Consider the following 11,179-nt stretch of genomic DNA (forward strand, 5'->3'; position numbering starts at 1 on the left):
GAACTGGAAATACTTCGACGACACCACGCCCTGGAACCAGGGCCAGGTGGGCTGGTACGTGACGCGAGTCAAGGATGTGAACCAGGCCGACCGCGTGCTCAAGGCCATCGACGAGATCTCGGCCAACTCCGACCACGAGACGCGCACCCAGACCGAGGCAGCCGCCATGTCCAGCTGGATGAAGCAGGTGGCCGACATCAACCTCATCGTCACCTCCATCATGGGTGCGGTGTTCTTCACGCTGCTGCTGCTGGCCGGCAACACCATGATGCAGGCCGTGCGTGAACGCACCGGCGAGATCGCGGTGCTGAAGACCCTGGGCTTCTCGGGTGAGAGCGTGCTTTCGATGGTGCTGGCTGAGTCGGTGCTGCTGCTGCTGATCGGCGGCACGGCCGGCCTGGGGCTGGCCAGCGTCATCGGCCCCATCGTCAGCCAAGGCAGCGGCGGCGCACTCAACCTGCCCGCGGCCGGGGTGGACAGCTGGATGATCGGCGTCGGCCTGGCCCTGCTGTTCGGCTTGGCCGTCGGCGCGTTGCCGGCGTTGCGCGCCATGCGTATCAACATCACCGATGCACTGGCCGGGAGGGCATGAGCATGAAATTCCTGAAGAACTTCGGCCTCATCCTCCTCACCGTCCTGATGCTGGCCGCGTGGATCCTCATGCCTTGGTATGGCGCCCTCGCGCTGGCCGCGCTGCTGGCGCTGTGGATGCTGCTCTTTCGCAGCGGCGCGCAGGCGCTCTCGGTCACTTCGGTGGGTATCAGCACACTGACGCAGCGGCTGGGCTCCTCGGCCGTCATCGTCGTCGGCATTGCCGGCGTGGTGGGTGTGCTCGTGTCGCTGCTGGCCATGGCCGAGGGCTATGCGCAGACCCTGCGCAACTCGGGCAGCCTGGACACCGCCATCGTCATGCGCGGCGCATCCGCCAACGAGGTGTCGTCGTCGCTGACGCGGGAGGACGTCGTGCAGATCGGGCAGGCGCCTGGGGTGTCCCGCAACGCCAAGGGCGAGCCCATCCTCTCGGCCGAAACCGTGGTGGCGGCCAACCTGCCGGTCAAGGGCGGCAAGGCCGGCGACCAGGGCAGCGCCCAGGTGCGCGGCATCAGCGAGGCCGCCTTTACCGTGCGGCCCAATGTCAAGATCGTCGAGGGCAAGGTTTTCCAGCCGGGCCTGCGGGAACTGGTCGTCGGTAAGGGCGCAGTGCGGCAGTTCGACGGGCTCACGGTGGGCGCCACGTTGAAGCTCGGCAACCAGCCCTGGACCGTCGTCGGCATCTTCGCCTCAGGCGACGCGATGGAGTCCGAACTGTGGGGCGACGCCACGATGGTCAACGACGCCTACCGCCGTGGCAACGGTGCCAACTCGGCCACGGTGAAACTGGACAGCCCGGCGGCGATCAAGGCCTTCAGCGAATCGCTGGAGAACAACCCGCAGCTCAAGGTCAAGGCCACCACGACGGTGGAGTTCTTCGCCAAGCAGAGCGAGCAGATGACCAAGATCCTGCGCATCATCGGCATCGTGGTTGGCTCCATCATGGCCGTGGGCGCGGTGTTCGGCGCGCTGAACACCATGTTCGCCGCCGTGGCCGCACGGGCCCGCGAGATCGCCACGCTGCGGGCCATCGGCTTTCGCGGCTTGCCGGTCGTTGTCGCCGTGATGCTGGAGACAACGTTGCTGGCCTTGATCGGCGGCCTCATCGGCGGCGGCATCGCCTGGCTGATCTTCAACGGCTACGAGGCCTCCACGATGGCGGCCGGCTCGGTCGGCAAGCTCAGCTTCAACCTGGCCGTGTCGCCGGGACTGCTGTGGGAGGGCATCAAGTGGGCCTTGGCCATCGGCTTCGTGGGTGGCCTGTTCCCTGCGGTGCGGGCGGCTTCGCTGCCTGTGACGACGGCGTTGCGCGAGGCCTAACTGAATGCTGACAGCAGACGCTCCAGCGCCACCATGAACGGCGTCTGCATCAGCGGCAGGGTGGCCACCATGCCGATCAGGCCGATGCTGACGGTCAGCGGGAAGCCGACCGAGAAGACACCGATCTGAGGCGCTACGCGCGAGATCACGCCGAGCACGAGGTTGACGAACATCAGCATCGTGATCAGCGGCAGCGCGATCCACAGGCCGATGCTGAAGATCTCCGCCCCCCATTGCTGGGGCGTGGCCACGCGCAGGAAGGCGAAGGGCTCGCCTCCTACCGGGAAGGCGTGGAAGCTCTGGATCAGTGCGTTGATCAGCAGCAGATGGCCGTTGATGGCGATGAACAGGAAGGCCACCATGCTGCCGAAGAAGCGTGCGCTGGCGGTGCCCTGAGCGCCGGTGCTGGGGTCGAAGAAGCCGGCGAAGTTCAGGCCCATTTGCAGGCCGATGATTTCGCCGGCGAACTCCAGCGCCGCGAAGACGATGCGCACCGCAAAGCCCATGGACAGGCCGATCAGCAGCTGCTGGGCGACCAGCAGCGTCAGCGCGGGCAGCGAGTCCAGCGGCGTGACCGGCATCGCCGGCAGTGAGGGCTGGGAGGCGACCGAGATGAAGAGGGCCAGGCCCACGCGCAGGCGCAGCGGCACATTGCGCTGGCTGAAGGTGGGCATGCCGGCGAACAGGGCCAGTGTGCGGATGAAGGGCCAGAGCAGCGGGTTCAGCCAGGCGAGGAGTTGAGCTTCGGTGACGGAGAACATTGGGTTGTTGTTGCTCCGTTCAGGGCCTGTCGCTTGGGCACCAGCTCATGGCGTCAGCTATCCCACCACATTCGGAATCGTCATCAACGTCCTTTGGATGTACTCGACGAGCGTCGTCATCATCCACGGCCCCGCAACGGCCAGCGTCAGCACCGTGGCGATGACCTTGGGCACGAAGGACAGCGTCGCCTCGTTGATCTGCGTGGCTGCCTGGATCACGCTGACGACGACGCCGACGAGCAGCACGACGATGAGCACCGGTGCGGCGACCAGCATCATCATGTAGAGGCCCTGCTGGCCAAAGGTGAAGACTTGTTGAGCATCCATGGTCAGGTCACAAAGGAAGCGGCAAGAGAACCGAGAAGCAAATTCCAGCCGTCCGCCAAGACGAACAGCATCAGCTTGAAGGGCAGGGCGACGAGCACGGGCGACAGCATCATCATGCCCAGGCTCATCAGTACGCTCGCCACGATCATGTCGATGACGAGGAAGGGGATGAAGATCAGGAAGGCGATCTGGAAGGCGCTCTTCAGCTCGCTGGTCACGAAGGCCGGCACCAGCACCTTGAAGGGCACGTCCTCGGCCTTGACGCTGGCATCCAGCTTGGCCAGGCGCGAGAACAGGGCCACGTCGGCCTGGCGCGTCTGCTTGAGCATGAAGCCGCGCATCGGCACCTCGGCGCGCTTCAAGGCCTCGTCGAACTGGATGGTGCCGGCGCTGTAGGGCTGCCAGGCCTCGGCGTAGACCTTGTCCAGCGTCGGGCTCATGACGAAGAAAGTCAGGAAGAGCGACAGGCCGACGATGACCTGGTTGGGCGGCGCGGCCTGCGTGCCCAGCGCCTGGCGCATCAGGCTCAGCACGATGGCGATGCGCGTGAAGGCCGTCATCATCAGGATGACTGCGGGCAGGAAGCCCAGGGCGGTGAAGAACAGCAGCGTCTGGATCGGCACCGAGTAGCTGCCGCCCGCACCCTGCCCAATCAGCAGCGGCACCGAGGCCGGCGGCGTTTGGCCTTGTTGAGCGAAGGCAGCGCCTGCGGCGAATATCAGCGCGATCGCCAACGCGGGTCGAGCGCCGGGCCGCCCCAAGCCGGCCCGCGGGCGATGTGCTTGCGGCTCAATGCTGCAAGCATCGCCGTCCCCGCGGGGGACCGACCAGACTCGCTCGCGTTCAGCGACGCGAGGATGGGCGAGGGGCGTCATTTCATGCATCGCCGCGCTCCTTGCTCAGCAGCTTGGCGAAGCTCGCCGGCGGGACGGGCTCGGCCTGGGGCGGCATCACATGCAGCGTCGTGATGTTCTGGGCGGTGGCGCCCAGAACCAGCCAGCGGCGGTCATCGCCCTGGCCGACCTCGACGACGAGGATGCGCTGGTTCGGCGCCGTGGGCAGTTGCGCCACGACACGCAGCACGCCGACAGCCGCCGCGCCACCCAGCGGCGTGCGCTTGAGCAGCCACAGCGCGACCGGGATCAGCGCGACGATGCCGAGGAACCAGAGAAAGGGGAGCAGGCCGGAAGCATTCATGCCTCGGCATTCTGCGGACGGACTTGAGCTGCCGAACCCCCTAAATGGCCCGGCAAACCCTTGGTTGTCCGAAGACCATGCCTCGGGCGTGGTCTCAAGCGGCCTTGGACAGGCGGCGCATGCGCTCGGAAGGCGTGACGATGTCTGTCAGCCGGATGCCGAACTTGTCGTTCACGACCACCACCTCGCCCTGGGCGATCAGGTAGCCGTTGACCAGCACGTCCATCGGCTCGCCGGCCAGCGCGTCCAGCTCCACGACYGAGCCCTGAGCCAGTTGCAGGATGTTCTTGATCGGGATGCGGGTGCGGCCCAGTTCAACGGTCAGCTGGACGGGGATGTCCAGGATCATGTTGATGTCATTGCCCGGACCCGCGCCGCTGGTCGGCGTGAAGTTGGCGAAGCTGGGCGTGGAAACCTGCTCCGGCACCTCGGTAACGACCTCGGTCGCGGTGGAGGGGGCGGGCGCGGCCTCGGCCAGCGCCGCGGCCCACTCGGCCGCCATCGCGTCTTGTTCTTCTTGGCTGGGTGAATCAGGGCTCATGTTTGGCTCCCAACCAGCTCTCTTGAGGGCCGGTCAGCATCTTGTCGATCTTGAGGGCATAACGCCCGTTGGACGTGCCGTAGTGGCAGTCGAAGACGGGCACGCCGTCCACCTTGGTCTGGATCATGGGGTCCAGGTCCAGTTCGATGAAATCGCCCGGCTTGAAGGCCAGCAATTGCTCGACGGTGGCCGGCGCCGTGCCCAGCTCCGCCACCAGTTCAACTTCGGCCGATTGGATCTGGGTCTTGAGCAGATTGATCCAGCGCCGGTCCGGCTCGGAGGAGTCGCCGACCGTCGTCGAATACAGCACGTCGCGGATGGGTTCCAGCGTCGAGTAGGGGATGCAGAAATAGATGGTGCCGCTGGTCTCGCCGATTTCCAGCGTGAAGGACGTCGACACGACGATCTCGCTGGGCGTGGCGATGGTGGCGAACTGGGGCTGCATCTCCGAGCGCTGGTATTCCAGCTCGAGCGGATAGATGCCCTTCCAGGCCTTGTGGTACTCGGCGAGGATGACCTCGACGATGCGGGTGATGACGCGCTGCTCGGTGGGCGAGAAGTCGCGGCCCTCGATGCGGGCGTGGAACTTGCCGATGCCGCCGAACAGGGAATCGATGACGGCGAACACCAGCGTCGGGTCGCAGACGATCAGCCCGCTGCCGCGCAGCGGCTTCACCGACACGATGTTGAAGTTGGTCGGGACGACGATCTCGCGCAGGAAGGCGCTGTACTTCTGCACCTTGATGCCGCCGATGGCGACTTCCGGGCTCTTGCGGATGAAGTTGAACAGGCCGACACGGATGTTGCGCGCGAACCGTTCGTTGATGATTTCCATCGTGGGCATGCGCCCACGAACGATGCGTTCCTGGCTGGCGAGGTTGTACTCGCGTATGCCGCCGACCTGCTCCTCTTCCTGCTCGAGCTTTTGGCTCTCGCCGGTGATGCCCTGGAGCAGTGCATCGACTTCGTCTTGGGAAAGGATCTGCTGATTCATTGCTGACCCAGGCTTACTGGACGATGAAGTTGGAGAACAGGACTTGCGTCACCGGGCTTTCGACGTGGGCCTTTTTCTTCTTTTTCTTCTTGGGCGCGTCGGCGGCTTCGTGCTCGTCGTCCTCATCGAGCTCGATCCCCATGGGGCGCACCGACTCGCGCATGATGTCCTTGGCGAGCTTGTCCTTGCCCTCGCGGGTCAAGAGCTCGGCGGCGGTCTTGTGCGCCAGCACCATCAGCACATTGCTGCGGATGGCAGGCATGTAGGCCTTGATCTGGTCGGCGAACTTCGGGTCTTCGACCTGCAGCGTGATGCCGATCTGGGCGAAGCGGTCCACGTCCTTGTCCGCCAGGTTGACCGTGAAGGGGTCCAGCGGCACGAAGGTGGGCGGGTGGTCGCTCTTGGCGTGGGCCTTGGGCTTGGCCGGGCTCTCGGCGGTGGCTTCGGCGCCGTCTTCACCGTCCTCGGCCACGGGCTTCTTCTTGAGCAGCATGACGGCCGCGCCGCCGCCCACCAGCACCAGCACCAGCACGGCGGCGAGGATGATGATGAGCTTCTTGCTGCCGCCCCCCTTGGGCGCGGCAGTTTCCGCAGCAGCCGGCGCAGTCGCCATGAGCACTCCTTGAGACGTCCATCGCCCAGGCCAGCCACTGCAGGCCGTGGGCACATGCGCTGGATTATTGACCCCGGGCCCGCCGGGCAAGCGCCGATTAGCTGGAGCGAGGTGTGCCTATTTCCGCTTCAGCTTCAGGCAAATGTGTCGAGCAGGCCGACGGCGCGCCGGGCGGGGGCTGCCGCGGTGCCGGCGGCGATGCGCCCGCCGCCGGTCGTTGTGCGCGAACTGCGGTCGTCACCGCTGTTGCCGGCGTCGGCATCGCTGCCCCTGGGATCCTTCTGATCCTGCTGGGTTTGCTGGAAGACGCCCCCTCCCGACAAGGTCAGTCCCTGGCTCTGCAGCGCGGCCGCCAGGTCGGGCAGGCTCTGCTCCAGCGCCTGGCGGGTTTCGGCCTGGGCGGCATGGAAGGAGACCTGGGCCTGGGAGCCGTCGATGACGATCTGCACCGCCACCGGGCCCATGTCGGCCGGGTTGAGCTGCAACTCGGCCTGCTGCACACCGTCCACTGCCAGCAGGCTGACGCGCGCGCCAAGCTCGGGCGCGAAGGCATTGCTGTGAACGGCGGCCTGCACCTGGCCACTGGCGCTGACCGGTGCGGTGTCGGCCGCGGCTGCCAGGGCCGGCATGGCCTGGGCGAGCACCGCGGCGAAGCTGGTGGGGAGGGCATCAGGCGAGGTGGCCGCGTGAGCCGTGCTGGCATCGCCGGAGGAGGCGGCTTGCAGGGCGTCACTGTGGATGGCCGCGCGTGCCGCCACCTTGTCGGCGGCAATGGCTTGTTCCACGCCCTTGGCGCGAGGCGCGACGTCCTGTGAGGTGGCGTCCGCCGGGCGGCGCTCGAAAGCTCCAGCCGAAGCGGCATCAGCGCCGGTACTGGCGCGGGCGGTTGATGGGCTGTCGTCGTCGGCCAGCCGGTTGATGCGGCCGCGGGCGACATGCTTGCCGCCAGGCGTGTCGTCTGCCGTGGCCTCGGCGCCCGGCAGCGCGGCCTGGGCGGCTGACGAAGCGGCCTGGGCGGGCAAGGCCGGCGGCGTCAGGCCGATGAGCTGGGTGAACTCGGCCAGGCCGGAGGTTTCAAGGTCTTGCGCGCCGTCGCCGTCGGTCGTGGCGACGGTGCTGTCATCGCCTGCCTCGCCGCTGACGGCTCCCTGCTCGGGTTTGGCCGAAGCTGCAGCGTCGGGCGTGCGGCCCGGCGCCGGCTTGGCGGGTGCAGGCGCGGCAGGGCGGCGGGTTGTGGCTGTGGCTGTGGCGGCAGCTGGCGCGGGCTCGTGGGTCGGCGACTCTGGCTCGCGCGGCACCGGATCGGCGTGGGCCGGCGGCGTCGGCAACCCAGGCTGGTCGTTCAGGAATTGCGCAAAGCTCGGCCCGCCGGCCGAACCGCTGCCGGGCAGGGCGGGGTGGGCGAGCTGAGAAGCTTGAACGGAGGGCAGGGCGGCCGGCTTGGGAGCGATGGTCTGCGAGGAGGCGAGCATGGTGGCGGCCTCCTCAGGCGTGCGCCATGCGCCGCAGGTGGGCGCGGGCGGCAAATTCGTCGGTGGCGCGCTGTTCGCTGCGCTGCACCGCTTTGGCGGCTTCGGCCTGGCGGCGGGCGATCAGCTGGCGCAAGGCGGCGACGCGCATCTCGGCCTGGCCGAGGGCCTCGCGGGCGCGCACCTGGCGCTGGTCGGCGTGGCTGGCGACGTGGCCCTGCGTGTCCACGGCCTGGTCGATGCGGCGGCCAAAGCTCTGGTAGCAGCCGACGATGTCCATGGTCGTGGCCTGGGCGAAGGATTGCGTCCAACGCTGCTGGTAGTCCTGACGGTAGCCGGACAGCTCGCCATGCTGGGCACGGGCGGCCTGGGCCTGGGTGCTGGCGGCATGCAAGGCCTGAGCGGCGGCGTCGCGCTCGTTCTCGGCGCGTTCCAGCAGCAGGCTCAGTGTGTCTTTGGCGGGTGCACTCATCTCAAACTCCAGCACAGCGCCCGGCGACCCCGACAGGGGGCCCGGCGCTCAGTCGATATCGGCGGCCCGACCCGAAAGGTTAGGCGCCTTGGACCACGGCCTGCAATTGGCTGACGCTGGCGTGAAGAAGTGCCGGGCTGTGCATGTCCTGTTGCAGCAGCCGCGTCATGTCGGCATGCAGGCGTACGGCCAGGTCCAGCTCGGGGTCGCTGCCCGGGGCATAGGCGCCAAGCTGGATCAGGTCGCGGGCCTTGTTGTATTTCGCCAGAAGCTGGCGGAATCGACGCGCGGAATCGACCTGGTTTTGGGGTGCAACACTGGTCATCACCCGGGAAATGGAGCGCTCGATGTCGATGGCCGGGTAGTGGCCGGCCTCGGCCAGGTCGCGCGACAGCACGATGTGGCCGTCCAGGATGCCCCGCGCCGCGTCGGCGATGGGGTCCTGCGGGTCGTCGCCCTCTGTCAGCACCGTGTAGAAGGCGGTGATGGAACCCTCGCCCGGCAGGCCGTTGCCGCTGCGCTCCACCAGCTGCGGCAGCTTGGCGAAGCAGCTCGGCGGGTAGCCCTTGGTGGCCGGCGGCTCGCCGATGGCCAGGGCAATCTCGCGCTGGGCCATCGCATAGCGGGTCAGCGAATCCATCAGCAGCAGCACATGGCGGCCCTGATCGCGGAAATGTTCCGCAATCGCCGTGGCGTAGTGCGCGCCCTGCATGCGCATCAGCGGCGGCGAATCGGCGGGTGCGGCGACGACGACGCTGCGCTGGCGGCCTTCAATGCCGAGGATGTCCTCGATGAATTCCTTGACTTCGCGGCCGCGCTCGCCGATCAGGCCGACGACGATGACATCGGCCTGGGTGTAGCGGGCCATCATGCCCAGCAGCACCGACTTGCCGACGCCAGTGCCGGCGAACAGCCCGAGGCGCTGGCCCCGGCCGACGGTCAGCAGTGCGTTGATGGCGCGAACGCCGGTGTCCAGCGGGATGCGCACCGGGTCGCGGTCCATCGCGTTGATGGGGCGCCGCACCATGGGTTCGTTGTGGATGTCGGCCAGCTCGCCGCCGCGGTCCAGCGGGTGGCCATGCGGGTCGACGACGCGGCCGAGCAGGCCGTCGCCCATCGGCAGGTGCAGGCCGCGATCCTCGCCACGGCGCCAGGGGTGCAAGGGCTGGCCGAGTTGGGGAGCGAGCGGCGGCAGGTGGCGCGGCACGACGGTGGCGCCGCTGGACAGGCCCTGGACCTCGTCGGTGGGCATCAGATAGGCGCGGTCCCCCGAGAAGCCGACGACCTCGGCATTCACTGGCGCCGAGCCGCGGCGCGGGCTGTTGCCGCTGCTGGGCATCTGGATGCGGCAGACCGAGCCCATCGGCACCTTGATGCCGGTGGCTTCCAGCACCAGGCCGGCCACGCGAACCAGCTTGCCGTGGGATTCCAGCGGCGCGGTGTTGGCCGTCAGCGTCTCAAGGTCGGCGAGATAGCGCTGCCAGCGATCCGTGCGCGCCGAAGTCATTCGTCCTCCGTGCGCCGGTCTTCCCAGATCGACTGCTGGCCGATGGCCGAGACGGCCTGTTGCCAGCGCGTGGCAATCGTCGCGTCGACGCTGGCGATATCGGCATCCACCTTGACGCCGCCGCGCGGCACCTCAGGATCGGGGATGAGCTGGGCCTCGCGGGCCTGCAACTCGTTGCCGGCGCCTTCCTGCACCAGGGGGTGGTCGTCGGGGTGGACACGCACGCGCACGTGGCGCGCCGACAACTGCAGGGCCTCGACGGCGTCGTGGGCCACACGGGCGATCAGCTCGGGGCGTTGCTCAAGCTCGCTGCGCACGACCTGGCGGGCCAGCTCGACGGCGATACGGGCGATGGACTGGGCCATCTCGTCTTCCAGCGAGCGCATCTCGGTATCAAAGCCCGTCACTAGCGTGCCGAGCTGCTTGCTCATCTGCTGCGCAAAGCTCTGCTTGAAGGCGTCCAGCGCGGCCATGCCATCGCGGTAGCCGTCCTGATAGCCGCTCTGGCGCGCGGCGTGTAGCAGTTCCTGCGCGCTGGGTTCGGGCGGGGGCGGYGGCTCTACCGGTGCGGCGGCGGTGGGTGTGGCCGGCGGGTTGCCGGGGCGCATCGGCGCGAAGGGCGAGGGTGCGGCGTTGCCCAGGTTGTCGAGGTTCCAGGCCTTGGCGCCCTGGAGTTCCTCGCCGGGGATGAAGCGGGCATAACTGCCACGCCGATCAGTCTCACGGCGATCGGGCGGCGGGACTTGCCGCGGGGGTTGGCGACCGGTGGCCATGTCAGTTGCTCCAATGTGCGTCGTTGCGCACCAGGGATTCTGCGGGCCGAGCGCAGGGCCGCTCCCAAGCCGGCCCGCCATGGCGATGTGCTTGCCGGTCAATCCGGCAAGCATCGCCGTCCCCTCGGGGGCTGAGGCCGGACACATTGCGCCCAGTGGGCGCGATGTGCCTGCCGAAGAGCTGCGGCACATGCCGCAGCGCGGTCTGCAAGACCGGCCAAGGTACTCCTTGGACGAGGGGCTTCATGATTAAACGAATTGGTCGTCGCCGCCGCCGACCAGGACGATTTGGCCCTCGTCGACGAGGCGGCGCACGATCTTGAGCATTTCCTTCTGCTCGGCCTCGACCTCGGACAGCCGCACCGGCCCGCGGGTCTCGAGGTCCTCGCGCAGCGTCTCGGCGGCGCGGGTGGACATGTTGCGGAAGATCTTTTCTCGCAGCTCGGCGCCGGCGCCCTTGAGTGCGACGATGAGTGCCTCGCTCTGCACTTCCTTGAGCACGGCCTGGATGCCCTTGTCCTCGATCTTGTTCAGATCGTCGAAGGTGAACATGTTGTCCATGATCTTCTGCGCCAGGTCGGAGTCGGCCTCGCGGATGTAGTCCAGCACCGAGG

The 11,179-nt window shown here is 67.7% G+C and carries 14 protein-coding genes; 2 read left to right on the plus strand and 12 right to left on the minus strand.

Going from position 1 to position 11,179, the window contains the following annotated elements; translation table 11 throughout:
- Both ACXJKR_RS13640 and ACXJKR_RS13645 read left to right on the plus strand, forming a co-directional pair.
- The coding region (locus tag ACXJKR_RS13640) for an ABC transporter permease (RefSeq protein WP_457323290.1) at window positions 1-592 on the plus strand (592 nt) is incomplete at its 5' end.
- A 2-nt stretch (window positions 593-594) separates the two neighbouring features.
- Window positions 595-1,911, plus strand: coding sequence for an ABC transporter permease (locus ACXJKR_RS13645; protein WP_056199315.1), 1,317 nt, complete (start codon window positions 595-597; stop codon window positions 1,909-1,911).
- Here the strand turns inward: ACXJKR_RS13645 and fliR are convergent.
- The 12 genes from fliR to ACXJKR_RS13705 all read right to left on the minus strand — a co-directional run.
- Window positions 1,908-2,672 (minus strand): flagellar biosynthetic protein FliR, encoded by a 765-nt coding sequence (gene fliR / locus ACXJKR_RS13650; protein WP_056199310.1) that lies wholly within the window; start codon window positions 2,670-2,672, stop codon window positions 1,908-1,910. The two genes, ACXJKR_RS13645 and fliR, sit on opposite strands and share 4 nt — an antisense overlap.
- A gap of 57 nt (window positions 2,673-2,729) precedes the next feature.
- Window positions 2,730-2,999, minus strand: coding sequence for a flagellar biosynthesis protein FliQ (gene fliQ / locus ACXJKR_RS13655; RefSeq protein WP_056199307.1), 270 nt, complete (start codon window positions 2,997-2,999; stop codon window positions 2,730-2,732).
- A gap of 2 nt (window positions 3,000-3,001) precedes the next feature.
- Window positions 3,002-3,874, minus strand: a complete 873-nt coding sequence (gene fliP / locus ACXJKR_RS13660; RefSeq protein WP_457323296.1) for a flagellar type III secretion system pore protein FliP — start codon at window positions 3,872-3,874, stop codon at window positions 3,002-3,004.
- A gap of 1 nt (window position 3,875) precedes the next feature.
- Complete coding sequence (locus ACXJKR_RS13665; RefSeq protein ID WP_457323291.1) at window positions 3,876-4,196, minus strand: FliO/MopB family protein; 321 nt, start codon at window positions 4,194-4,196, stop codon at window positions 3,876-3,878.
- A gap of 94 nt (window positions 4,197-4,290) precedes the next feature.
- Window positions 4,291-4,737 (minus strand): flagellar motor switch protein FliN, encoded by a 447-nt coding sequence (gene fliN, locus ACXJKR_RS13670; RefSeq protein ID WP_056199299.1) that lies wholly within the window; start codon window positions 4,735-4,737, stop codon window positions 4,291-4,293.
- The gene (gene fliM, locus ACXJKR_RS13675; RefSeq protein WP_057295840.1) at window positions 4,727-5,731 is read right to left on the minus strand and encodes a flagellar motor switch protein FliM; all 1,005 of its coding nucleotides are present in this window, start codon (window positions 5,729-5,731) and stop codon (window positions 4,727-4,729) included. Before fliM ends, fliN begins: the two co-directional genes overlap by 11 nt.
- A 13-nt stretch (window positions 5,732-5,744) precedes the next feature.
- Window positions 5,745-6,344: a flagellar basal body-associated FliL family protein gene (locus ACXJKR_RS13680; RefSeq protein ID WP_457323292.1), complete on the minus strand. Its 600-nt coding sequence runs from the start codon at window positions 6,342-6,344 to the stop codon at window positions 5,745-5,747.
- A 134-nt stretch (window positions 6,345-6,478) separates the two neighbouring features.
- Window positions 6,479-7,816 (minus strand): flagellar hook-length control protein FliK, encoded by a 1,338-nt coding sequence (locus ACXJKR_RS13685; RefSeq protein WP_457323293.1) that lies wholly within the window; start codon window positions 7,814-7,816, stop codon window positions 6,479-6,481.
- A 13-nt stretch (window positions 7,817-7,829) separates the two neighbouring features.
- Complete coding sequence (gene fliJ, locus ACXJKR_RS13690) at window positions 7,830-8,285, minus strand: flagellar export protein FliJ (protein WP_056199287.1); 456 nt, start codon at window positions 8,283-8,285, stop codon at window positions 7,830-7,832.
- A gap of 79 nt (window positions 8,286-8,364) precedes the next feature.
- Complete coding sequence (gene fliI / locus ACXJKR_RS13695; protein WP_457323294.1) at window positions 8,365-9,792, minus strand: flagellar protein export ATPase FliI; 1,428 nt, start codon at window positions 9,790-9,792, stop codon at window positions 8,365-8,367.
- Entirely contained in the window at window positions 9,789-10,565 is a 777-nt protein-coding gene (locus ACXJKR_RS13700) for a FliH/SctL family protein (RefSeq protein ID WP_056199282.1), read from the minus strand. Before ACXJKR_RS13700 ends, fliI begins: the two co-directional genes overlap by 4 nt.
- Before the next feature lie 249 nt (window positions 10,566-10,814).
- A partial coding sequence (locus tag ACXJKR_RS13705) for a FliG C-terminal domain-containing protein (RefSeq protein WP_457323295.1) occupies window positions 10,815-11,179 on the minus strand: 365 nt, incomplete at its 5' end.

The sequence above is a fragment of the Roseateles sp. P5_E11 genome (assembly GCF_054049355.1).

What these genes read in the sequence shown, in the direction of transcription:
- fliR (WP_056199310.1), bottom strand. Translation starts at nt 2,672, where the DNA reads ATGTTCTCCGTCACCGAAGCTCAACTCCTCGCCTGGCTGAACCCGCTG.
- fliJ (WP_056199287.1), bottom strand. Translation starts at nt 8,285, where the DNA reads ATGAGTGCACCCGCCAAAGACACACTGAGCCTGCTGCTGGAACGCGCC.
- ACXJKR_RS13645 (WP_056199315.1), top strand. Translation starts at nt 595, where the DNA reads ATGAAATTCCTGAAGAACTTCGGCCTCATCCTCCTCACCGTCCTGATG.
- fliQ (WP_056199307.1), bottom strand. Translation starts at nt 2,999, where the DNA reads ATGGATGCTCAACAAGTCTTCACCTTTGGCCAGCAGGGCCTCTACATG.
- ACXJKR_RS13665 (WP_457323291.1), bottom strand. Translation starts at nt 4,196, where the DNA reads ATGAATGCTTCCGGCCTGCTCCCCTTTCTCTGGTTCCTCGGCATCGTC.
- ACXJKR_RS13680 (WP_457323292.1), bottom strand. Translation starts at nt 6,344, where the DNA reads ATGGCGACTGCGCCGGCTGCTGCGGAAACTGCCGCGCCCAAGGGGGGC.
- ACXJKR_RS13685 (WP_457323293.1), bottom strand. Translation starts at nt 7,816, where the DNA reads ATGCTCGCCTCCTCGCAGACCATCGCTCCCAAGCCGGCCGCCCTGCCC.
- fliI (WP_457323294.1), bottom strand. Translation starts at nt 9,792, where the DNA reads ATGACTTCGGCGCGCACGGATCGCTGGCAGCGCTATCTCGCCGACCTT.
- fliM (WP_057295840.1), bottom strand. Translation starts at nt 5,731, where the DNA reads ATGAATCAGCAGATCCTTTCCCAAGACGAAGTCGATGCACTGCTCCAG.
- fliP (WP_457323296.1), bottom strand. Translation starts at nt 3,874, where the DNA reads ATGACGCCCCTCGCCCATCCTCGCGTCGCTGAACGCGAGCGAGTCTGG.